The sequence below is a fragment of the Aliiroseovarius conchicola genome (assembly GCF_041403445.1).
In the GTDB taxonomy this organism is placed as follows: Bacteria; Pseudomonadota; Alphaproteobacteria; order Rhodobacterales; family Rhodobacteraceae; genus Aliiroseovarius; species Aliiroseovarius conchicola.
Genome location: NZ_JBGEHL010000001.1, coordinates 514273 through 535283 on the forward strand (window position 1 = coordinate 514273; position 21011 = coordinate 535283).

General features: G+C 55.7%; 23 protein-coding genes. 11 read left to right on the forward strand and 12 right to left on the reverse strand.

The genetic code is table 11. The annotated features are described in order from the left end of the window. Positions 1 to 3: 3 nt before the first annotated feature. The 3 genes from trxB (at position 4) to V6N04_RS02510 (ending at position 3592) form a co-directional block, all read left to right on the forward strand. Positions 4 to 945, forward strand: a complete 942-nt coding sequence (gene trxB / locus V6N04_RS02500) for a thioredoxin-disulfide reductase (protein WP_371168533.1) — start codon at positions 4 to 6, stop codon at positions 943 to 945. Next, positions 942 to 1385 (forward strand): RES family NAD+ phosphorylase, encoded by a 444-nt coding sequence (locus tag V6N04_RS02505; protein ID WP_371168534.1) that lies wholly within the window; start codon positions 942 to 944, stop codon positions 1383 to 1385. Before trxB ends, V6N04_RS02505 begins: the two co-directional genes overlap by 4 nt. Positions 1386 to 1528: 143 nt before the next feature. Continuing rightward, positions 1529 to 3592 (forward strand): bifunctional sulfate adenylyltransferase/adenylylsulfate kinase, encoded by a 2064-nt coding sequence (locus V6N04_RS02510; RefSeq protein ID WP_371168535.1) that lies wholly within the window; start codon positions 1529 to 1531, stop codon positions 3590 to 3592. A gap of 80 nt (positions 3593 to 3672) precedes the next feature. Here V6N04_RS02510 and V6N04_RS02515 read toward each other — a convergent pair whose 3' ends face one another. Both V6N04_RS02515 and V6N04_RS02520 read right to left on the reverse strand, forming a co-directional pair. Beyond that, positions 3673 to 3912, reverse strand: a complete 240-nt coding sequence (locus V6N04_RS02515; protein WP_371168536.1) for a DUF1150 family protein — start codon at positions 3910 to 3912, stop codon at positions 3673 to 3675. 4 nt (positions 3913 to 3916) lie between these two features. Continuing rightward, positions 3917 to 4330, reverse strand: a complete 414-nt coding sequence (locus V6N04_RS02520; protein WP_371168537.1) for an Hsp20 family protein — start codon at positions 4328 to 4330, stop codon at positions 3917 to 3919. Positions 4331 to 4498: 168 nt separating this feature from the next. Between V6N04_RS02520 and V6N04_RS02525 the strand changes: the two genes are divergently transcribed. The 4 genes from V6N04_RS02525 to V6N04_RS02540 all read left to right on the forward strand — a co-directional run bounded on the left by V6N04_RS02525 (position 4499) and on the right by V6N04_RS02540 (position 7291). Continuing rightward, on the forward strand, positions 4499 to 4717 hold the full coding sequence (locus V6N04_RS02525; RefSeq protein WP_371168538.1) for a YdcH family protein: 219 nt from the start codon (positions 4499 to 4501) through the stop codon (positions 4715 to 4717). A 64-nt stretch (positions 4718 to 4781) separates the two neighbouring features. Next, a complete protein-coding gene (gene purE / locus V6N04_RS02530) occupies positions 4782 to 5270 on the forward strand; it encodes a 5-(carboxyamino)imidazole ribonucleotide mutase (RefSeq protein ID WP_371168539.1) in 489 nt (162 codons plus the stop codon). Beyond that, on the forward strand, positions 5263 to 6333 hold the full coding sequence (locus V6N04_RS02535; protein ID WP_371168540.1) for a 5-(carboxyamino)imidazole ribonucleotide synthase: 1071 nt from the start codon (positions 5263 to 5265) through the stop codon (positions 6331 to 6333). The genes purE and V6N04_RS02535 overlap by 8 nt, the downstream gene beginning before the upstream one ends. Before the next feature lie 235 nt (positions 6334 to 6568). Continuing rightward, entirely contained in the window at positions 6569 to 7291 is a 723-nt protein-coding gene (locus V6N04_RS02540; RefSeq protein ID WP_371168541.1) for an outer membrane protein, read from the forward strand. A gap of 39 nt (positions 7292 to 7330) precedes the next feature. Here the strand turns inward: V6N04_RS02540 and V6N04_RS02545 are convergent, their stop codons facing one another. From V6N04_RS02545 to V6N04_RS02555, 3 genes are all read right to left on the reverse strand, one after another. Beyond that, entirely contained in the window at positions 7331 to 7816 is a 486-nt protein-coding gene (locus V6N04_RS02545) for a DUF2937 family protein (protein ID WP_371168542.1), read from the reverse strand. A gap of 139 nt (positions 7817 to 7955) precedes the next feature. Further along, positions 7956 to 9308 (reverse strand): proline--tRNA ligase, encoded by a 1353-nt coding sequence (proS, locus tag V6N04_RS02550; protein WP_371168543.1) that lies wholly within the window; start codon positions 9306 to 9308, stop codon positions 7956 to 7958. Between the two features lie 128 nt (positions 9309 to 9436). Beyond that, positions 9437 to 9625 (reverse strand): hypothetical protein, encoded by a 189-nt coding sequence (locus V6N04_RS02555; protein WP_371168544.1) that lies wholly within the window; start codon positions 9623 to 9625, stop codon positions 9437 to 9439. Positions 9626 to 9797: 172 nt separating this feature from the next. Between V6N04_RS02555 and V6N04_RS02560 the strand changes: the two genes are divergently transcribed. The 4 genes from V6N04_RS02560 to V6N04_RS02575 are packed head-to-tail and all read left to right on the forward strand — an operon-like array spanning position 9798 to position 15398. Further along, positions 9798 to 10883, forward strand: a complete 1086-nt coding sequence (locus tag V6N04_RS02560; RefSeq protein WP_371168545.1) for an AI-2E family transporter — start codon at positions 9798 to 9800, stop codon at positions 10881 to 10883. Then, positions 10883 to 11566: an HdaA/DnaA family protein gene (locus V6N04_RS02565; RefSeq protein WP_371168546.1), complete on the forward strand. Its 684-nt coding sequence runs from the start codon at positions 10883 to 10885 to the stop codon at positions 11564 to 11566. Before V6N04_RS02560 ends, V6N04_RS02565 begins: the two co-directional genes overlap by 1 nt. 41 nt (positions 11567 to 11607) lie before the next feature. Further along, a complete protein-coding gene (locus tag V6N04_RS02570) occupies positions 11608 to 13806 on the forward strand; it encodes an RNA degradosome polyphosphate kinase (protein WP_371168547.1) in 2199 nt (732 codons plus the stop codon). A 50-nt stretch (positions 13807 to 13856) separates the two neighbouring features. Then, positions 13857 to 15398 carry a Ppx/GppA family phosphatase gene (locus tag V6N04_RS02575; protein ID WP_371168630.1) on the forward strand — a complete coding sequence of 514 codons (1542 nt, stop codon included), beginning with the start codon at positions 13857 to 13859 and terminating at the stop codon, positions 15396 to 15398. A gap of 14 nt (positions 15399 to 15412) precedes the next feature. Here the strand turns inward: V6N04_RS02575 and V6N04_RS02580 are convergent, their stop codons facing one another. The 7 genes from V6N04_RS02580 to scpA form a co-directional block, all read right to left on the reverse strand. Next, positions 15413 to 15751, reverse strand: coding sequence for a hypothetical protein (locus V6N04_RS02580; protein ID WP_371168548.1), 339 nt, complete (start codon positions 15749 to 15751; stop codon positions 15413 to 15415). Positions 15752 to 15787: 36 nt separating this feature from the next. Beyond that, entirely contained in the window at positions 15788 to 16804 is a 1017-nt protein-coding gene (locus V6N04_RS02585; RefSeq protein ID WP_371168549.1) for an endonuclease/exonuclease/phosphatase family protein, read from the reverse strand. Then, positions 16804 to 17484, reverse strand: coding sequence for a TerB family tellurite resistance protein (locus tag V6N04_RS02590; RefSeq protein WP_371168550.1), 681 nt, complete (start codon positions 17482 to 17484; stop codon positions 16804 to 16806). The genes V6N04_RS02585 and V6N04_RS02590 overlap by 1 nt, the downstream gene beginning before the upstream one ends. A 128-nt stretch (positions 17485 to 17612) precedes the next feature. Next, entirely contained in the window at positions 17613 to 17846 is a 234-nt protein-coding gene (locus V6N04_RS02595) for a GNAT family N-acetyltransferase (RefSeq protein WP_371168551.1), read from the reverse strand. Further along, the gene (locus tag V6N04_RS02600; protein WP_371168552.1) at positions 17833 to 18087 is read right to left on the reverse strand and encodes a GNAT family N-acetyltransferase; all 255 of its coding nucleotides are present in this window, start codon (positions 18085 to 18087) and stop codon (positions 17833 to 17835) included. Before V6N04_RS02600 ends, V6N04_RS02595 begins: the two co-directional genes overlap by 14 nt. After that, entirely contained in the window at positions 18084 to 18701 is a 618-nt protein-coding gene (locus tag V6N04_RS02605) for a VOC family protein (RefSeq protein WP_371168553.1), read from the reverse strand. The genes V6N04_RS02600 and V6N04_RS02605 overlap by 4 nt, the downstream gene beginning before the upstream one ends. Before the next feature lie 76 nt (positions 18702 to 18777). Continuing rightward, positions 18778 to 20904, reverse strand: a complete 2127-nt coding sequence (scpA, locus tag V6N04_RS02610) for a methylmalonyl-CoA mutase (RefSeq protein WP_371168554.1) — start codon at positions 20902 to 20904, stop codon at positions 18778 to 18780. Positions 20905 to 21011: the final 107 nt, after the last annotated feature.

Consider the following 21011-nt stretch of genomic DNA (forward strand, 5'->3'; position numbering starts at 1 on the left):
TCCATGTCCGAGACACGTCACACCAAAGTCCTGATCATTGGCTCCGGTCCCGCCGGTTATACCGCCGGCGTCTACGCCGCGCGTGCGATGTTAGAGCCGATCCTTGTGCAGGGCATGGAACCCGGTGGCCAGTTGACCACCACCACCGAGGTCGAAAACTATCCAGGCTTCACCGAGGTGCAAGGCCCGGACCTGATGGTCAAGATGGAAGAACACGCCAAAGCGATGGGAACCGAGATCATCGGCGACCTGATCACAGATCTGGACCTGTCAGAACGCCCCTTCACAGCAACCGGCGATAGCGGGACAATCTACAAGGCGGATGCGGTTATTCTGGCCACCGGCGCACGCGCAAAATGGCTGGGTCTTGAGAGTGAAGAGAAGTTCAAGGGCTTTGGCGTTTCGGCCTGTGCAACCTGCGATGGCTTCTTCTATCGCGGCCAGGAAATCGTGGTGGTCGGTGGCGGCAACACCGCCGTCGAAGAAGCACTTTTCCTAACCAATTTCGCTTCGAAAGTGACATTGGTTCACCGCCGGGACGAGTTGCGCGCCGAGAAAATCCTGATTCATCGCCTGATGAAGAATGAAAAAATCGTTCCCCTGTGGGATCACACATTGGAAGAGGTCGTCGGTGACGAAAATCCCTTGGGCGTTACGGGCGTGCGCGTCAAACACGTCAGAACCGGCGAGATCACGCAGCTTGACGCAAAGGGCGTCTTCATCGCGATCGGCCACGCACCAGCGAACGAGCTGGTGAAAGGCACTCTTGAGACGCATATGGGGGGTTATGTCGTGACGAAACCGGATTCCACCGCAACCTCGATCCCCGGTGTGTTCGCCGCAGGTGACTTGACTGACCATAAATACCGGCAAGCCGTTACCTCGGCTGGCATGGGGTGCATGGCAGCGCTTGAGGCAGAGCATTTCATCGCTGAACAGGAATGATATCGTTCACCGGTCGCAGCTATCGGCTGATTTTCACTGATCATGACGCGTTGTTGCCGGTGCAATCGCCTGAAGGCCGTTTTCACCATTCAGGACAGTTCGCGATCTACACATCCCTCACGCCCGAGGGCTGTGCGGTCGCAATCAAGCGATATTTGAGTATTGCAGACCGAAACCGGCACATCATACCGCTGAACATTTCTTTGGATCGTGTTGCGGATATGAGAGGCCAAGAGCACGCTTCAATCGTTTGGCAGGGCGAACGGATCGCCGGACAACCGGCCTCGACATGGGCGATTTCCGATGCAGCGCGCGACCGGAACGCACAGGGAATGCTGTATTCCTCGCGATCGCGCCCGGACCTTACGCATCTGGTATTGTTCGTAAACACCTCGAAACAGGTTCAAGTTGCTGGGGACCCGCTTCCCTTCCCTGCATAACGCGCACCTCAACCGCGGCGTTACAGCAATACCACGTCTTTTAGGAACGTCTTTTCCCCCTAAAAATATCTTTGCTCAAACCTCAATCCATGCCATGTGTTCACGCGTGAACACACTTTGAGTCGCCAGCCATGACGTCGCCAATGACAAAACCCAATTCTACCGAGGAAGATCAGCTCTTCCTACTCTTGCGCCAGCTTGATGCCGCGCCTGAGGCCTCGCAGCGCGCGACGGCGGCATCCATTGGGATTTCACTTGGACGTCTGAACGCTTTGCTGCGAAGGGCAACAGATAACGGCCTTATTAAAGTCACTGAACGGTCTGGCCCCGATAAACGTCAACGCTTCGCTTATGCGCTGACGTCACGCGGTGGTGCTGAAAAACTAAGGCTTACAGATCAATTTCTAACCCGCAAATTTGCAGAATATGACGCATTGCACGCAGAACTAACCGGAACTTCAAGCGGCTTGGTTCCGCTGAAACACAGGACCCATCCAATGGAAAACAACCTTACTCCAATCCCCGAGCTCTATGTCTCGTATGAAAGTGCCCAGAAGCTAAAAGTCGAGGCGGCAGACCTGACCAGCCATGACCTGACACCACGTCAGATTTGCGATCTGGAGCTTTTGATGAACGGCGGGTTCAATCCCCTGAAGGGCTTCCTGACCGAGGACGACTACAATAGCGTGGTCGAGAACATGCGCCTTGCCGACGGCACACTGTGGCCGATGCCAATCACATTGGATGTCTCAGAGGACTTCGCAAAGTCGGTTGAGCTGGGCCAAGACATCGCCCTTCGCGATCAGGAAGGCGTCATTCTGGCGACCATGACCGTCACGGACCGGTGGGAACCCAACAAAGCACGCGAGGCTGAAAAAGTATTCGGCGCGGATGATGACGCTCACCCGGCGGTGAATTACCTGCACAATCAAGCTGGTAAGGTCTATTTGGGCGGTCCGATTGTTGGAATCCAGCAGCCCGTCCACTATGATTTCCGCGCCCGCCGCGACACCCCCAATGAACTGCGCGCCTATTTCCGAAAGCTGGGCTGGCGCCGCATCGTCGCGTTCCAAACACGAAACCCGCTGCACCGCGCGCACCAAGAGCTGACGTTCAGGGCCGCAAAAGAAGCTCAGGCCAACCTGCTGATCCACCCCGTCGTCGGCATGACCAAACCCGGTGATATTGATCACTTCACTCGCGTGCGCTGTTACGAGGCCGTCTTGGACCAATATCCCGCCGCCACAACAAGCATGTCCCTTCTGAACCTTGCCATGCGTATGGCTGGCCCGCGCGAAGCAGTGTGGCACGGCTTGATCCGCAAAAACCATGGCTGCACTCACTTTATTGTTGGCCGCGACCACGCGGGGCCCGGCAAAGACTCGGCCGGTGACGATTTCTACGGCCCCTATGATGCACAGGACCTGTTCCGCGAGCATCAAGAAGAAATGGGCATCGAGATGGTCGACTTTAAGCACATGGTTTATGTGCAAGACCGCGCCCAGTACGAACCAGCGGATGAGATCACCGACAAAGACGACGTGACGATCCTGAACATTTCGGGCACCGAACTGCGTCGCCGCTTGTCCGAAGGTCTGGAAATTCCTGAGTGGTTCAGCTTCCCAACTGTCGTGGAAGAACTGCGCAAGACCAAGCCACCACGCGCGGAACAAGGCTTCACCGTGTTCTTCACCGGCTTTTCGGGCTCTGGTAAATCCACCATCGCCAACGCGTTGATGGTGAAACTGATGGAGATGGGCGGACGCCCCGTAACCCTTCTGGACGGCGATATCGTTCGTAAGAACCTGTCATCTGAACTTGGTTTCTCCAAAGAGCACCGCGATTTGAACATCCGTCGTATCGGTTACGTCGCCTCGGAAATCACCAAAAACGGCGGTATCGCCATCTGTGCACCCATTGCACCTTACGCGACCACACGTCGCGCTGTGCGCGAAGATATTGAAGGGTTCGGGGCGTTTGTTGAGGTCCATGTCGCCACATCAATCGAAGAATGTGAACGCCGTGATCGCAAAGGGCTCTACAAGCTCGCACGAGAAGGCAAGATCAAAGAATTCACAGGTATCTCTGATCCCTATGATGTTCCCACAAACCCAGAGCTTAGTGTTGAAACTGAAAATGTGGACGTCGACAACTGCGCCCATCAAGTTCTGCTGAAACTTGAAAGCATGGGCCTGATCAAAGCCTAAGGCGCTCGTAAAAAGAATAAACCCGGAGGTCTCCTCCGGGTTTACTCACTCTTTGTTTGTTCTCTGACCGTCATTCCACGTTAGTGGATGGATACCGGCGAAAAATCATTCTCACGCGCAAGCAGATAGGCCAGCTTTCGGTCTGCAACCAAAGCCAACTGCTCGCCATCTTCTCGGTGCACAGAATAGAGCGTCTCAACTCCGTTGGCCTGTGCACGCGCTTCATCCCGAATGTCGGCGGGAAGGTCCTCAATCGCTACGGACTTCACGTAGACGATGTTACCGATCTCGGCCTTATCAAGTGATAGTTTGTGATTCATCTGCTCACCCCTTGTTAATTTGGATCGTTTGCACCAACCGCTCGGGTTCAGCCCGTTCAAGGTCGATATGCAGAAGGCCGTTTTCTGTCCGTGCGCCAATCACATCAACGCCATCGGCCAAAACGAAACTTTTCATAAACTGGCGCGCTGCAATGCCTCTGTGTAGAAACACACGCTCATCACTTGTGTCTGACTGCGCACCGCGGATCACCAGCTTGGCGTTCTCTACCGTGATCGACAGATCGTCATCAGAAAACCCCGCCACGGCAAGCGTGATACGGTAGGCACGGTCACTGACCTGTTCAATATTGAAAGGGGGGTAGCCATCCTTGCCGGATTTCGCGGCCTGTTCGACCATACGTTCAAGCTGTTCAAAGCCCAAAAGAAAGGGATGTGTTCCCAGATTCATCTTTGTCATCGACACGTCCTTAACTAAGCGACACGTTTTTGGCCCCTAAAGCGGCGACCGTTGTAGAAAATATGGGGGCTGGCCGCGGTGCTTGCAAGGGGTGCTTTTCCTTGGCTAAGTGCACCTGTTGGCGCTAAACTGTCCCCGCAATCGCCAAGAAAAGAACGACTCGCAAAAATGAGCAACGCTAAAGAGATGAAGACCGAAGAAGTGCTCCGCGTGGAGCTGGAGGTCTTCCGCGCAGAACACCGTGATTTGGACGACGCAATTCATGCCTTGGAAGAGCGTGGACGCGCCGATCAACTACAGCTGCGGCGCCTGAAAAAGCAAAAGCTGGCTTTGAAGGACAAGATTGCCCAGATCGAAGACAAACTGACCCCGGATATCATTGCCTGATTGCATCGCACCATGCAGAGCTTGTAAGTAAGCGCCAAACTTATGCGTTTGACGCGAGGACAGCATGACCGATGTAAAAGTGGGTATCATCATGGGCAGCCAGTCTGACTGGTCGACGATGAAGGAAGGCGCAGATATTCTTGATGAACTGGGCATCGCCTATGAAACGAAGATTGTCTCGGCGCATCGCACGCCGGACCGGTTGTGGGAGTACGGCAAGACCGCCGCAGATCGCGGATTGCATGTCATCATAGCGGGCGCAGGGGGGGCTGCGCATTTACCTGGCATGATGGCCTCAAAAACGCGTGTGCCGGTGGTGGGTGTTCCGGTGCAAACCCGCGCCTTATCGGGTGTTGATAGCCTTTATTCCATTGTTCAGATGCCCAAGGGCTTTCCCGTGGCCACCATGGCGATCGGCGCGGCAGGCGCTGCCAATGCGGGGCTTATGGCTGCGGGCATACTTGCGATTTCAGACGCGGACTTAGCTGACCGGCTGAATGACTGGCGCGACGCGCTGTCCGCCTCCATACCCGATGAGCCGTCAGATGACTGATGCTCTTGCACCCGGCGCGACGATAGGGATCCTTGGCGGTGGCCAGCTTGGTCGCATGCTGTCTGTTGCCGCTTCTCGCCTTGGTTTCAGAACCCACATTTTTGAACCGGGTTCCAATCCTCCAGCCGGTCATGTCGCAAATCATGTGACGACGGCCAACTATGGTGACCATGCGGCTCTCGAGGCGTTTGCAGCCTCAGTCGACGTCATTACATTCGAGTTTGAAAACATCCCAACCGCCGCTCTGGACGTGCTAGAGGCACATCGGCCCATCCGACCCGATCGCGAATCGCTTCGGGTGAGTCAGGACCGATTAACAGAGAAGGAATTCCTATCTGGTCTCGGGTTGCATGTGGCTCCTTATGAAAACATCGAAAATTTTAAAGATCTCGAAGCTGCGGTTGAAAAAATCGGCACACCATCCATCCTAAAGACTCGTCGATTTGGATATGATGGGAAAGGACAAGCGCGTTTGCGCTCTGCTGAAGATGCCAAACAGGCTTTTTCCGACATTCAGGGCGCCCCGGCCGTGCTGGAAGGTTTCGTGAACTTTAGCCACGAAGTTAGTGTGATCGCAGCGCGTGGCCTGAACGGTGAGATCGCATGCTTCGACCCCGGCGAGAACGTCCACAAGGACGGCATTCTTTCGACCACGACAGTTCCAGCGCGCCTGACCAGAGCCCAGCGCACAGATGCCGTTTTGTTAGCTGCGAACGTGTTGAATGCGTTGGAGTATGTTGGCGTTATGGGTGTTGAGCTTTTCGTTACACCTCAAGGACTTATTGTGAATGAGATTGCGCCTCGCGTTCACAATTCCGGGCACTGGACACAAAATGGCTGTGCGATAGACCAGTTCGAACAACACATCCGCGCGGTGGTGGGGTGGCCTCTGGGCGACGGGTCACGCCATGCGGATGTCGTGATGGAGAACCTCATCGGAGCCGACATGAACCGAGTCCCAGAGATCGCGAAAGAGGCAAACGCAGCACTTCACCTTTACGGCAAGGCGGATGTTAAGCCCGGTCGGAAAATGGGCCATGTAAATCGCGTCAAAGCTCCCTAAAATTGCACCAACCCGACATGTACCACTTAGTTGGCAATGGCCCCAATCGCTTGGATGCGTTCAATAGTAATACAAAATGTATACAACCCAGAGTTTGATTATCATTTGGACAAACGTAGAGATCGTCCATCATTAGTGGTGTCATACTAGATATGACCTAAAAAATGTTTCCCTACGCAAGGTTTTGTAGGTAGAAATCACCAGCCGTTTCTTTTGTTGCTAATGGATCAGTAAGATGCCAACTCAATTTTTCTCCAAAATGACCCTCGCAATTCTGCTGGCGGTCATCTCTCAAAGCGCATTCGCTGGGAACCTGACAGACCCAACTGTCGAACCGTCGATTGATCTCGCACAAAGCGATAACCGAGCTTATTGGGAAGGTGCCTATGTCGGGGCGACAATCGGCTATAACTTCGGAAACCGGGACCGCATTGGTATTACTTCTCCGATAGAGCCGGATTTTCGCCTAGGTAACTTTTTCAATGAAGGTTGGGCGGGCAGTCTACGCGCCGGCTATCGTTGGCAAACCGGCCGCTGGGTATTTGGCCCTGAGATCGCCATCGAGGGAGGCAAAATCGAAGACAGCGTTAGGTTCGAGGACTATCGCGGCAACACAAAGCTCAACCATGCATTCTCTCTTCGTTTGAAGGGTGGCAGAGCTGTCCCGGTGTTCAACTCAATTGTCTACGGAACCATCGGCGTCACGCGCGGTTCCTTTGATTATGATCTGATTGGCACTGGTCCGTATGGAACCATCGACTTTGACGACGGCTTCTCTGCGAACGGGTACATACTTGGGTTTGGGATCGAGCATCCGCTAACCAAGCGGCTGTCAGTCACAGGCGAATACGAATATGTAAACTACGGAAAGACTGAGCTAACGGACTCCCTAGGCAATGTGACGGTCGCAACACCTCTGTTTCATAACGTCAAAGTTGGTCTAAACCTGCGGTTCTAATCCTGCACGCGCAGTCTAAAGCTGTGGCATCTAGACCCCTCAGGCCGCGCGGCGAAATGGTCGCATAAGCAGACCAAGCAAGAGTGATACTGAAAGCCACCCTCCGACAAAGCCAATTCCGGCGCAGAGCAATCCGTCGGCCGTCACCGGGATCGCTGGTCTGAAATCGTCCCATGTCCGCTGGACCAAATCCGTATCACGAAAGTGCCAAAGCTTTGTCAGACGCAACAAGGGCTCCGTCCCTTTCAGCGAGACATAGGCGGCATCCAAACTGTCATATCGGTTGAAGTTCCGCTTCATTTGGTCACGCAAATCGTTTTGAAACGTGGAGCCGCCCATATTTTCCAAAGCATCTTCACGCGAGTAGCCTGCTGCCTTTGCCGTCAGGTCAAAAGCCCCGGTGATGACTTTCAACTCCGTCCGTGCGCCCGAAAGGCGCTGCATGTACTGCTGTGAAAACTCGGGAAACTGGCTCAACGCCACCGCGCCGGCCAAACCGCCTGCCATTGCCAAAGCCCGGATCATCTTGACCACCGCCCGTTGTTATTCTTGGTCGCCAGACTCTCAAAGCCGCGTGTTCTGGTCAAGGGGTGGATGGGTTGAAAGTACTTAAGCAAATGGCGCACCCTTGAGTGCGCCATTCCTCAACACTTCAAAAAAGCGCTTACAGCCCGCGAACGTGATGCGGCTTGTAGATCTCGATCACCTTGGCGACTGCGGCCTCGGGCGCCATTTCTTCGCTTTCGCCAGTACGGCGGTTGGTTAATTCAACCACACCGTTTTTCAAGCCACGCGGCCCGACGGTGATCCGCCATGGCAGACCGATCAGGTCCATTGTTGCAAACTTGCCGCCCGCGCGTTCGTTACGATCATCATAGAGCGGCTCAAGACCAGCATTGGTCAGTTGCTCGTAGAGTGCTTCGCAGGCTGCATCAGCTTCGTCATCACCTTGCTTCAAGTTCACGATGCCGCAATGGAACGGTGTCACACCTTCGGGCCAGATAATGCCCTTGTCGTCATGGCTGGCTTCAATGATCGCGCCCAGCAGACGACTGACCCCAATCCCGTGCGAACCCATGTGAACTGGCACTTGTTGCTGGTCCTTGTTGACCACAGTTGCGCCTAGCTTCTCAGAGTACGTTGTACCGAAATAGAATATCTGCCCCACTTCAATCCCGCGCGCGACGCGGCGGCGATCCTCGGGGAGATTTTCGAACTCGGCTTCATTGTGGGTCTCATCGGTCCGCGCATAGCGTGAGGTGAACTCGTCCATAACACCTTGGCATTGCGCGACATTGTCATAGTCAATGTCCCGGTCGCCGAAGCTCAGATCGGTGACTTCACTGTCGTAGAAAACTTCCGACTCACCGGTGTCGGCTAGGACCAGAAACTCGTGCGTGTAATCGCCACCAATTGGGCCGGAATCGGCACGCATCGGGATCGCTTGAAGTCCCATCCGTTCATAGGTCCGCAAATAGCTGACCAAATGGCGATTATAGGCGTGCAGCGCGTCTTCTTTCGTCAGATCGAAATTATAGCCGTCCTTCATATAGAATTCACGACCTCGCATCACACCGAAGCGTGGGCGGATTTCATCACGGAACTTCCACTGGATCTGGTACAGCGTCAGCGGCAGGTCTTTATAGGAGTTTACATGCGAGCGGAAAATATCGGTGATCATTTCCTCGGCGGTCGGTGAGAACAGCATATCGCGCCCGTGGCGGTCCTGCATGCGCAGCATCTCTTCACCATAGCCGTCGTAACGGCCGCTCTCACGCCATAAATCCGCCGACTGAAGCGTCGGCATCTGCATCGGAATATGTCCCGCACGCACCTGTTCTTCGTGGACGATGTTCTCGATCTTACGCAGCACTTTGAAACCCAGCGGCAACCAAGAATAGATACCAGCGGATTGCTGTTTAATCATTCCAGCGCGCAGCATGTAGCGGTGCGAAACGATCTGGGCCTCGGAAGGGGTTTCCTTCAACACAGGCAGGAAATAGCGGGACAGGCGCATTGGGACCTCGTTCAATCCGAAATTATCCCAAGCGGTCTAGTCGATTGATGCGCGAGGGGCAATCAGACAATGGCCTGCGCTACACATTCGCGCAGTCGATCGAGCTAATTTGAACAAGTTTCAGGGTGTCAAAGCGACCCGCCAAGATGAATGCGGATCTTCGTTTTGTTAACGGGTGTAGTTTTACCGCCTTCGTATTTGACACCGATCCCCGCCTCGCCCGAGATCGAGATACCCGGTTCGCGCGGTTCGTACTTATGCCCCGTACAACCGGCAAGAACAGCTAGGCCCGCGGCGATAACAACGAAAACACGCATTTCCTGTCCTTTTCGACTTGGTCAGGTCAACCTGACGCAAGCCCTATAATCCAACGTCTGCGCTTTGTCGGCAAGCCTCAAAGCTGCAACTCAGTAAGTTGTGACCACCACCGACCACCCTTGAAAACCCGCACAGACTAGGCGACATAGGGACAAAGACGAAGGAGCGCCAATGGCCTTACCCGTTCAGACGCAAGCCAAGTACTGGTCCATCGCCATCGCAATCTTCGCGCTGGCTCTTTGGTATTTGGGCCACGTGATCATGCCGTTTATCCTAGGTGGGGCGATTGCCTACTTCATGGACCCTGTGGCCGACCGGTTAGAAACGATGGGCCTGTCACGTGTATCGGCAACGGTCATCATCTCGGTCATCGCTATCTTGCTGTTTGTCATCGCCATCTTGTTGGTCGTCCCGACCCTTATTTCACAAGCGCTTGCACTGGCGAACGCCGCCCCCGATCTGTTCCGCGAGCTTCAAGCCTTTTTGACAGAGCGCTTTCCGTCGCTGGTCGACGAAGGCTCAACCATTCGCCAGTCGCTTGAAACGATCGGTCAGAAAATTCAAGATCGTGGCGGCGAGCTTGTTGGTACGGTTCTGAACTCGGCACTCGGGGTGATCAACATTGTCATCTTGCTGGTCGTAACACCGGTGGTCGCATTCTATTTGCTCTTGGATTGGGACCGGATGGTGGCACAGATCGACAAGCTGTTGCCGCTTGATCACCGTCCTGCCATCCGCCAAATCGCCCGGGATATCGACAGGACACTCGCCAGTTTCATTCGCGGACAAGGTTCGGTTTGTATCGTGCTTGGGACCTATTATGCGGTGGGGCTGATGTTGGTCGGTCTTCAATTTGGGCTGGTTGTAGGCTTTATCGCAGGACTGATCACATTCATCCCCTATGTCGGTGCATTGGTTGGGGGTGCGCTGGCCATTGGGCTGGGGCTGTTCCAGTTCTGGGGCGATTGGTGGAGCCTGGGTGCAGTCGCCGCCATCTTCATGCTTGGCCAATTTCTTGAAGGAAACATCCTGACGCCGAAACTGGTCGGAAAGTCGGTTGGGCTTCACCCAGTCTGGCTGATGTTTGCCTTGTCTGTCTTTGGGTCGCTGTTTGGATTTGTCGGTATGCTGGTCGCCGTTCCAGTAGCGGCATCGCTGGGCGTCGTTGCACGGTTCTTTATCGCGAAATATCAGCATGGTCGCCTGTATCAAGGTGTGACAGGCAGTACGCCTTTGGATGATCTTGGCAGCGACTGATGGCCGAGCAGCTGACCTTTGATTTGCCCGCGCTTGCCGCGCAGGGGCTAGACGATTTCCTAATGACACCGTCAAATATGACCGCTTTGGCCGTAATCAAAGGGTGGCAGGAGTGGCCCAATCGCAAGCTGATCCTGACCGGGGATCGGGGCACTGGGAAAACCCATTTGGCCCATGTATGGGCCGCAATGTCGGACGCCGTGATCCTGAATGCGATTGATCTCGGCGCGACCGATATCGCCGACCTTGCCGGACGAAACGTGGTTGTCGAGGACGCTCAGGAAATCGCCGGCCAATCAGCACCCGAAACTGCCCTTTTTCACCTGCACAACCTGGTACTGGCCGAGGGAGGCTGGCTTTTGGTGACGGCTGCTGCACCCGCAACACGCTGGGGCATTACGCTGCCCGATCTCCGCAGCCGGATGGAAAGCACAACACTGGCGCAGCTGGATGCACCCGATGATATGTTACTTTCGGCCGTACTGGTGAAGCTCTTTGATGACCGTCAGATCGCAGTACCCGCGAATGTCATCGACTATATTCTGCCGCGGATGGAGCGGTCCTTGGCAGCGGCTGCCGACCTGGTTGCGCAATTGGACAAAGTCGCCTTGACCGAAGGCCGCCCGCTCACGCGGGCGCTGGCGGCACGCGTTCTAGACGCACCGACGAAACCAGAGGCATAACGTCACCTTCCCGTCACAAATGAACGTGATAGAGTGCTGCTATGAACAAGAACAACACACCCCAGATTCCCCTAGTCGATTTTCTTGCGTCGGACTTCCCTGCCCCGCAGTCCCGTCCAGTCGAGGACTATGCCGGCACCCGGCGGTTCTTTAACCGCGAGCTAAGCTGGTTGGGCTTCAACTGGCGTGTGCTGGAGGAGGCCGAAAACACACGGGTTCCTCTTCTAGAACGGCTGCGCTTTCTCTCGATCTCAGCCACCAATCTGGATGAATTCTACACCGTCCGCGTGGCAGGGCTGCGTGAACTCGTCCGCGAAGGCGTGACGACGCCTGCAGCAGATGGTTTAAGTCCAACTGAGCAATTAAAGCTGATCAACGCAGATGCGCGCGCGCTTATGGCACGCCAGCAGGCGGTATTTGAAACATTGACCGCAGACATGAACAGCCAGGACATCATCATCGCCCGCCGGGTGGACTTGACTGATGCCGACCGGGCGCATCTGGATCAGGTATTTCTAAACCAGGTTTTTCCAGTATTGTCGCCTCTGGCTATTGACCCGGCCCACCCCTTCCCGTTCATTCCGAACACCGGATACACATTGGCGCTTCAGCTGGAGCGCAAATCTGACAAGCAGAAGCTGAAGGCACTTTTGCCCATTCCGGCCCAGATCGACCGCTTCGTCGCCCTGCCCGCCGAAGATGGCCAGTACCGGTTCCTTCCTCTAGAAGATCTATTGCTTGAGCATCTAGGCTCGCTCTTCCCGGGATATGTCGAAAAGGGAAACTGCGCATTCCGCATCCTGCGTGACAGTGATCTCGAGGTGGAAGACGAGGCCGAAGACCTTGTGCGCGAGTTTGAAACCGCATTGAAACGTCGCCGTCGTGGTGAAGTCGTGCGCATGAAGATCACCAAAGGTGCGCCATCGGGCCTGCTGTCGATGATCAAGCGCGAGTTGAAAGTCACGGATGACGAAATCGTCGCCGTCGACGGCATGATCGGCATGGCCGATCTGGGTGAGCTTGTGATCAAGGACCGCCCGGACCTTCTGTGGCCTAGCTTTTCTCCGCGCGTGCCCGAGCGTGTACAGGACCATGAAGGCGATATGTTCGCAGCGATCCGGCAAAAGGACATGCTTCTTCATCATCCCTATGAGACGTTCGACATGGTCGTGCGGTTCTTGCATCAGGCCGCGCGCGACCCGAACGTAGTGGCGATCAAGCAGACGCTCTATCGCACGTCCCACGACAGCCCGATCGTGACAGCATTGTGCGAAGCCGCTGAGGATGGAAAATCCGTCACCGCACTTGTCGAGCTAAAAGCCCGATTTGACGAAGCTGCCAACATCCGGCAGTCCCGCCGGTTGGAGCGTGCAGGGGCACATGTGGTCTATGGGTTCATCAACTATAAAACCCATGCCAAAATCTCGACCGTGGTTCGGCGTGAAGGCGATCAGCTTGTGACCTATACGCACTACGGCACCGGAAATTATCACCCAATCACAGCGCGGGTTTATACAGACCTAAGCCTGTTTACCTGTGACACAGCACTTGGCCGTGACGCCACACGGGTCTTCAACTATCTGTCGGGGTATGCGGAACCCCAGTCACTTGAAAACCTGGCTATTTCACCGCTTGATCTGAAATCCACTCTGATCAAAAAGATCGAGGCCGAGGCGAAATTTGCCGCCGAAGGAAAGCCTGCCGAGATCTGGGCCAAGATGAACTCGATCGTCGAACCCGACGTCATCGATGCACTTTATAAGGCCAGCCAAGCGGGCGTGAAGATCAGCCTTGTCGTGCGTGGTATTTGTGGTTTGCGGCCGGGCATCAAAGGCCTGTCCGAAAACATCCGCGTCAAGTCCATCGTTGGTCGCTTTCTTGAGCATTCGCGCATCGTCTGCTTTGGCAACGGCCACGGTCTGCCGTCAAAGAAAGCCCGTGTTTACATGTCATCTGCTGATTGGATGGGCCGCAACCTGAACCGCCGCGTCGAAACACTGGTGGAGATCAAGAACGCCACCGTGAAAGCCCAGATCGTCAGCCAAATCATGGCCGCAAATCTGGCAGATGTCGCCCAAAGTTGGGTGATGGGCCCCGACGGCAGCTTTCAACGTGCGGACCTTGATGCAATCGACAGACCGTTCAATTGCCACCGCTTCTTTATGGAGAACCCCTCGCTTTCGGGCCGCGGGTCAGCGGGTGCGTCTGACGTACCGAAATTGGCGCATTCGCAAGATTGATCGCGGCGTTGTAGATAGCTAGATTGGCGCCACCAGATGGGGGACACATGATGGATGGACGTGGCGATACAGGCGACGATTGGGGTCCCTTTGGGCGCCCCTTGTTTGACGACCCATCTGTTCGCGCACTTAGCCGCGTTGGCGTCGTGGACGTCGGTTCAAACTCGGTCCGGCTGGTGGTGTTTGACGGTGCAGCCCGCAGCCCTGCCTACTTTTTTAACGAAAAGATTCTGTGTGGTTTAGGCACCGGGCTTCTTGAGACCGGGCGCTTGCATCCTGAAGGGCGCGAGCGGGCTCTGGCCGCAATCAAACGCTTTCAACTGTTGGCCGAGGGCATGAACCTACCGCCTTTATCGGCGGTGGCCACAGCAGCAGTACGAGAAGCAAGCGACGGGCCAGATTTCCGCGCAGATGTCCTGCGCGAAACCGGGCTGGAGCTTTATGTCATCGACGGCGAGGAAGAGGCGCGCCTGTCTGCTCAGGGCGTCCTGCTTGGCTGGCCCGAGGCTGATGGTTTGATGTGTGACATTGGCGGATCATCCCTTGAGCTTGCCAGCATCGCGGACGGGCAAGTTGGCAAGCGCGTCACCTCGCCGCTGGGACCATTGAAACTGGCAGGCATCCCCGGCGGCAAAAAAGGATTGAAGGCGGAAATCTCTCGTGTTGTCGATCAGCTCGCCGAAGATATGGGCACCGATCATGATCGTCTGTTTCTGGTCGGCGGCTCATGGCGTGCGATTGCACGTCTAGACATGGAACGGCGCGGATACCCCCTGACCGTTCTGCATGAATACCGGATGACCCCAAAGTCTCTTGTTTCGACGCTAAAGTGGATTGGTGAGGTCGATCTAAATGAAGTTCGCCAACGCACCAACACCTCCGCGGCCCGGATGGCGCTCGTCCCCATCGCAGCGCAGGTCCTGAAACGCCTGATCCGCAAGTTTCGCCCGAAAGAGATCGCGGTCAGTTCATATGGTATCCGCGAAGGGCTGCTTTACGAACAGATGCCAGACCGTTTGCGCAAGCGCGACCCGCTGATCGAAGCCTGTTACGTCGCCGAGAAAAAAGACGCACGAAACCCCGGTTTTGGCAAACGCCTTTTCAACTTCCTGCACCCGCTGTTCAGCAAAGCAAAACCTCAAGAGCTTCGGGTGATCAAAGCCGCCTGCCTGTTGCATGACGTGAGCTGGCGCGCGCATCCCGATTACCGCCACGAAGTCTGTTTTGACAATGCAACCCGCGCCAACCTTGGTGGCTTGACCCATCAGGAACGGGTGTTTTTGGGGTTTGCGCTTTTGCACCGTTACAAAAATACCCGCGAAGGATCTCGGTTCGAGAATTTGATCGAAATACTGTCCGAAAAAGATGTGACACGCGCCGAGGTTTTGGGAAAAGCCATGCGGTTTGGAGCGATGTTTACGGTCGATGATCCAACCCAACTTGGCACGCTCAGGTGGCATCCAAAGAAACGTCTGCTCGTCCTGAATCTTAATTCGCGAGGCACGGATTTGTTCGGCGAGGTTGCCCAAGCGCGGTTCAACGCGTTAACGACTGCTTTGGATGCAGAAGGGCGCGTCAAATCCAAGCGATAGTCAGCGCAGCGCCGTTATAGCTCCGTCTCGCCTTCTGGTGCTTCTGCCGCGTCCAATGGCGTCCGACGACGGATAATAATGTCGCCGTTGGGCAATGTCTCAGGCGGATGATAGGCATTCAAGTCGCCAAACCGTTCGACCAACCCAGCCCAACCTTCGGCCCATTGATCAGCCATAGGTTCGACCTCGTTCGCCAACCCCTCCAACAGCAATTTGAAACCTTGGCTCAAAAGCTCAGCGCCTTCGGAAAGTTCGGGGTTGTTGGGGGGCTGTTGATCTTCCGAAAAGGCTGAACCAGACCATCCAACGGTGGATACAACGACAATAGTGGCTATTTTTGCAATCTGTTTCATATCCACCATGTAGGTCGAAACTTGAACATTTGAAGGTCAGAGATCAATATCCATTGTCACCGGAAAATGGTCCGACGCGGTGAGAAGCGCGTCACGAAGTGCGGGCGCGTTGTAACACTCTGGATCATCAAACGGATGCCAAATCCGCCAATTCGGTGACTTTTCTGCAAGGTCGGGCGACACCATGATGTAGTCCAGTAACGCCTGTAGATAGCGCTTTTCTTTCGCGATGTAGAACCGTGACGTGGCTGGGCGGGCACCGGCGCGTTGGGTCAGGACCATCCTCGCGTGGGGGTCAAACATACAAGTGGCATCGCCCTCGCCCATCACGATTTCAACGCCAGAACGTCCAAAGAGCTTCTCGTATTCATCCAGACCTGGGCCATCGTTGAAATCGCCCAGAACAATCAGGGGATCCCCGTTCTCAAGGTGTTCATCCACGCGCTGTCTGATCCAAATGCATTGGGCCATCTGTTTGCGGCGATTCTCGATCGCGACACGGGTTACTTCGGCAGGTCCGCGCGCGCCATGGGGGGCCTTCGACTTGGCGTGAACACCGATCAACCGCATAACCTTGCCGCTTGACAGATGTGTCAACGCGACCTCTAGGGGTGGTTTGGAAAACACAATCGGATCGGGCGAGGCATCGGTGTTCAGGTCAAGCTGAAACGTGGTGTCAAACCGTGGACCGATCCGTCCGCCCGGATCGCCAATGGGATCGTGGACGGCAGACAGTTTGTCGGGGTCATACAGCAACGCGATTTCCTGTTGTGTATCGTTGCCAAACCCGATCATTGCCTTGCGGGCACGCAGCTCAAAAACCTCTGCGAAATTCTCAAGCGCTCGTACCGTGTCGCGGCGATTGCTCCGGTCAGGGGCCTCGATAACCATGATCGCATCTGCGTCCAAAACCTTGAACACAACCCCAGCCGCCTTGAACTGTTCATGGCGCGTTACGTCTCGTCGGCTGGACCATTGATTGTCCACAAGCGGTTGGCCATCGTCATCGAAAAGTGCGTTGAACCATTCGACATTGTAGGTGGCAATCCGCATTAACCAAGCTCCTGATTGATTTGCTCCCAAGCGCGGTTGACCGCGATCAGGCGCTTTTCGGCCAGCTTGATGGCTTCCTCCGGAACGCCCCGTGCCATCATACGATCGGGGTGGCTTTCACGCACCTCGCCGCGCCAAACCTTGCGTATGTCTTCCAGTGACATGTCGGGCGTGACCCCCAACACCTGATAGGGGTCAGGCTCTGCATCCGGTACGAAGCGGGACCGTAAAGCTGCAAATTTGCGCGGAGAGATGCCGAATATCTCGGAGACATGCAGGAGGTATTCATTCTCGGCGGGATGATATTCCCCGTCCGCTACTGCAATGTGAAAAAGCCCCTCTAACAAATCGCTGAGCGCGGGGTCGTCAGGGCCGAACATTGTCGCGATCCGCTGGGCGTAAAGTTCGAAACCGGCCACATCAGTACGCGCCAGGTTAAAAAGACGAGCCGCGTTTTTTTCTTCATTCTGGGGAATGTTGAACACTTCGCGAAAGGCCGAAACCTCGTCCCGTGTGACCAAACCATCTGCTTTCGCCATCTTCGCCCCCAACGCAATCACCGCAATAGCAAAACCAGCCGAGCGTTCGGGCGGCGTGCGCAATTGCGAGAACACGTCTGAAAGGCTTTCGCCCTTGGCAAGAGAAGACAGTGCGTCAGAGATACGGGACCAGATCGACATGGGGTCTTGTTACACAGTCTGTGATTCAAAACGAGTGCAAACCGTATCTGTGATTGAGGGCACTAATGATTAGAAACCATTCGCGAAACGGGAGCGCCCGTCAATCCAAACACCCATCAAAAGATCAGTTAAAGTAATTTCTGCATCAAAATCAGGTCGTGCCACTGACCGAACTTCTGCCCGGCTTCCGGCACGCGGCCCACGGCCTCAAAGCCAAGTGCTGTGTGAAATGGGATCGCGCCGGGATTCGATCCCGAGATACCGGCAATCAACGAATGGACGTTCTGCTGGCGTGCCTGTGCCATCAAAGCGTCCATCAGTGCCCGCCCCAGCCCCTGCCCGCGCACATCACCCGACAACATGATCGAGTGCTCTTTGGTGTGCGCATAGCCCCACCCCGCTGCGAAACGGGAACAACCCGGCAAATCCCAGGATCTTGCCGCCCTGTTCAACCACCAAAAAAGCATCATACTCACCCAAGGCAGCTTTCACATCGGACAGGGTTTTTTCAGTGGCGTTGAACGTGATCAACGTGTCCCGGATTGCGTGATTCCACAGCGATTGAATGGCCGCAGCATCCCCTTCTTCTGCCTTTCGGATCATGGCAGCTTCACCAAGCCGTTGGGCGTATCGAGCCACGCCGCCACAGCGGGCTTGCCCACGTGAACGGACAGCCGATCATCTTGAACAAGCGGTGCTATGGCCACTGACAGGGCTTCGGCTTCTGGATGTGTTACCTCGAGCGCCGCCAGTCGGATCGCCTGATCTGGCAAGTTCGGCGCAGGCTGCGCACCAGCCCAGCTGAGCATTCCCGGCGCACAGCCATCAAAGGGTAGCCGTCCATTCTCGGAAATGGCCATGTCCCAAACAAGGCTTCCTCGTTCCAACCGGGTCGCCACGCCCATACCCGCTGGTGCGCGTTGCAATGCTTCAGGCAATTCTGGCACGCGAACGGCCCAATTTGTCAGCCGGGTTGGGCCGGTGAAATAGTCCAGATCGAACCAGCGTGCATGGTCGGGTTGCGATGCCTCTGGGTTAATCGCGATCACCTCCAGATAGGTCGCAGGGCCCAACGACAGCAAGGCGTTGTGAGTGCCCATAAGCGGATGTTCTCCTCCCTCCGCCATGGGCACTCCCAACAGGTCCTCTAAAAACGCAACACCTTCGGAAAGCGTTGCGGAGGATACAACCAGATGATCAATTTCGCCCAGCGCCATGCGGAACTCCTTTAGGACCCCCATTGGTCTGCGCGATGCTGGCGGGGATTGCCGCCCGCATCAAGTGTAATGTGGATTAGCCACGCGTTTCGCGCACGAGCTTCAGGATGTCTTGCGCTGCCTCCGGGATATTCGTACCCGGCCCGAAAATGGCTTTCACCCCATTTTCATAAAGGAAATCATAATCTTGTTGCGGAATGACGCCACCGCAGATGACAATGATATCCTCGGCACCCTGTTCCTTTAGCGCCTGCACCAGTTGTGGGGCCAGTGTCTTGTGACCCGCCGCCTGAGAGGAAATGCCAACAATATGCACGTCATTGTCGATTGCATCCTGAGCAGCCTCATCCGGCGTCTGGAACAATGGCCCAACATCAACATCAAAGCCAATGTCCGCAAAAGCTGTGGCGATGACCTTGGCCCCTCGGTCGTGGCCGTCCTGACCCATCTTGACCACCAGCATACGTGGGCGACGACCTTCGGCATCTGCGAAATCCTCGACCGATTTCTGGATGGCTGCAAAGCCTTCGTCGCCTTCGTATGCGGCACCATAAACACCAGCGAGTGTTTTCACCTCGGCGCGGTGGCGCCCGAATTCATCTTCCATAGCCATGCTGATTTCTCCTACGGATGCTCGGGCGCGGGCCGCTTCGACGGCGGCTTGCAACAGGTTTCCTCCTTCGCGCGCCACACGTGTAAGCTCTGCCAATGCGGCCTCGCATCCGGCTGCGTCGCGGGTCGCGCGAATTTTCTCAAGGCGGGCGATCTGATTGTCACGCACGGCCATGTTGTCGACATCGAGGATCTCGATCTCATCCTCTTTCTCAAGCTTGTGCTTGTTGACGCCGACGATGGTTTCTTCACCCCGGTCGATCATCGCCTGACGTTTGGCGGCGCTTTCCTCAATGCGCAGTTTGGGCATGCCCGACGCCACGGCCTTGGTCATGCCGCCCATCTCCTCGACCTCTTCCATCAAGGCCCATGCTTTGTTGATCAACTCGCCCGTCAGGCTTTCCACATAGTAAGAACCCGCCAGCGGATCGACCACATTGGTGATCCCCGTTTCTTCCTGCAAGATGATCTGGGTGTTGCGTGCGATGCGGGCCGAGAAATCGGTCGGCAGGGCAATCGCTTCGTCCAACGCGTTGGTGTGCAGCGACTGAGTGCCACCAAGCGCTGCCGACATCGCCTCGTACGCTGTGCGGATCACGTTGTTATAGGGGTCTTGTTCCTGCAGCGACACACCCGAAGTCTGGCAGTGGGTGCGCAACATCTTGGAGCGTTCGGATTTCGCACCGAATTCCGTCATCACACGGTGCCACAGGGTACGGGCGGCACGCAATTTGGCAGCCTCCATGAAGAAATTCATGCCGATGGCAAAGAAGAAGCTCAGACGACCCGCGAACTTGTCCACGTCCATGCCGGCTTCGATGGCGGCGCGCACATATTCGCGCCCATCCGCAAGCGTATAGGCCAGCTCTTGCACCAGGTTCGCGCCCGCTTCCTGCATATGATAGCCGGAAATCGAGATTGAGTTGAATTTCGGCATCTCATTTGAGGTGTATTCGATGATGTCCGAGATAATCCGCATCGAAGGCTCAGGTGGGTAAATGTAAGTGTTGCGCACCATGAACTCTTTCAGAACGTCGTTCTGAATGGTGCCAGCCAGAAGCGATTTGTCATGCCCCTGTTCTTCGCCAGCCACAATGAAGCTCGCAAGGATCGGGATCACCGCACCGTTCATAGTCATCGAGACCGAAACCTTGTCCAGTGGAATGCCGTCAAACAGGATCTTCATGTCCTCGACGCTGTCGATGGCCACACCTGCCTTGCCAACGTCGCCCACAACACGCGGATGATCAGAATCGTAGCCCCGGTGTGTCGCAAGATCGAACGCGACCGAAACACCTTGCTGACCCGCCGCCAGATTACGGCGATAGAACGCGTTAGATTCCTCGGCGGTCGAGAAACCCGCATACTGGCGGATCGTCCACGGACGGCCCGCATACATCGTGGCCTTCACACCGCGGGTGAACGGGCCGAAACCGGGCAGCGTGCCCATATGTTCAACGCCGTCAGTATCTTCAGCGGTATAGAGGGGCTTGACCTCGATCCCTTCAAGCGTGTTCCACGTCAGATCGTCCAACGCACGCCCGCGAAGCTCCTTCTCGGCCAGCTCTGTCCACTTGGCTGTATCGCTCATCTCGTCGTCCTTTTCGTCATCTTGTCCCCACACAGCGGCGGGATGAAGCCCCATCTGTCATCACAGACAAATGCGGCCGGTATGTCATCGAATATGTACGTGAAGTC

Excerpts from the sequence above, each read along its gene's own strand:
- V6N04_RS02525 (WP_371168538.1), top strand. The coding sequence starts at position 4,499 with ATGAGCAACGCTAAAGAGATGAAGACCGAAGAAGTGCTCCGCGTGGAG.
- scpA (WP_371168554.1), bottom strand. The coding sequence starts at position 20,904 with ATGAGCGATACAGCCAAGTGGACAGAGCTGGCCGAGAAGGAGCTTCGC.
- V6N04_RS02535 (WP_371168540.1), top strand. The coding sequence starts at position 5,263 with ATGACTGATGCTCTTGCACCCGGCGCGACGATAGGGATCCTTGGCGGT.
- V6N04_RS02505 (WP_371168534.1), top strand. The coding sequence starts at position 942 with ATGATATCGTTCACCGGTCGCAGCTATCGGCTGATTTTCACTGATCAT.
- V6N04_RS02515 (WP_371168536.1), bottom strand. The coding sequence starts at position 3,912 with ATGAATCACAAACTATCACTTGATAAGGCCGAGATCGGTAACATCGTC.
- proS (WP_371168543.1), bottom strand. The coding sequence starts at position 9,308 with ATGCGCCTGTCCCGCTATTTCCTGCCTGTGTTGAAGGAAACCCCTTCC.
- V6N04_RS02545 (WP_371168542.1), bottom strand. The coding sequence starts at position 7,816 with ATGATCCGGGCTTTGGCAATGGCAGGCGGTTTGGCCGGCGCGGTGGCG.
- purE (WP_371168539.1), top strand. The coding sequence starts at position 4,782 with ATGACCGATGTAAAAGTGGGTATCATCATGGGCAGCCAGTCTGACTGG.
- V6N04_RS02540 (WP_371168541.1), top strand. The coding sequence starts at position 6,569 with ATGCCAACTCAATTTTTCTCCAAAATGACCCTCGCAATTCTGCTGGCG.
- V6N04_RS02605 (WP_371168553.1), bottom strand. The coding sequence starts at position 18,701 with ATGGCGCTGGGCGAAATTGATCATCTGGTTGTATCCTCCGCAACGCTT.
- V6N04_RS02595 (WP_371168551.1), bottom strand. The coding sequence starts at position 17,846 with ATGTTGTCGGGTGATGTGCGCGGGCAGGGGCTGGGGCGGGCACTGATG.
- V6N04_RS02590 (WP_371168550.1), bottom strand. The coding sequence starts at position 17,484 with ATGTCGATCTGGTCCCGTATCTCTGACGCACTGTCTTCTCTTGCCAAG.
- V6N04_RS02580 (WP_371168548.1), bottom strand. The coding sequence starts at position 15,751 with ATGAAACAGATTGCAAAAATAGCCACTATTGTCGTTGTATCCACCGTT.
- V6N04_RS02570 (WP_371168547.1), top strand. The coding sequence starts at position 11,608 with ATGAACAAGAACAACACACCCCAGATTCCCCTAGTCGATTTTCTTGCG.
- V6N04_RS02585 (WP_371168549.1), bottom strand. The coding sequence starts at position 16,804 with ATGCGGATTGCCACCTACAATGTCGAATGGTTCAACGCACTTTTCGAT.
- trxB (WP_371168533.1), top strand. The coding sequence starts at position 4 with ATGTCCGAGACACGTCACACCAAAGTCCTGATCATTGGCTCCGGTCCC.
- V6N04_RS02520 (WP_371168537.1), bottom strand. The coding sequence starts at position 4,330 with ATGACAAAGATGAATCTGGGAACACATCCCTTTCTTTTGGGCTTTGAA.
- V6N04_RS02565 (WP_371168546.1), top strand. The coding sequence starts at position 10,883 with ATGGCCGAGCAGCTGACCTTTGATTTGCCCGCGCTTGCCGCGCAGGGG.
- V6N04_RS02555 (WP_371168544.1), bottom strand. The coding sequence starts at position 9,625 with ATGCGTGTTTTCGTTGTTATCGCCGCGGGCCTAGCTGTTCTTGCCGGT.
- V6N04_RS02575 (WP_371168630.1), top strand. The coding sequence starts at position 13,857 with ATGGATGGACGTGGCGATACAGGCGACGATTGGGGTCCCTTTGGGCGC.
- V6N04_RS02510 (WP_371168535.1), top strand. The coding sequence starts at position 1,529 with ATGACAAAACCCAATTCTACCGAGGAAGATCAGCTCTTCCTACTCTTG.
- V6N04_RS02600 (WP_371168552.1), bottom strand. The coding sequence starts at position 18,087 with ATGATCCGAAAGGCAGAAGAAGGGGATGCTGCGGCCATTCAATCGCTG.
- V6N04_RS02560 (WP_371168545.1), top strand. The coding sequence starts at position 9,798 with ATGGCCTTACCCGTTCAGACGCAAGCCAAGTACTGGTCCATCGCCATC.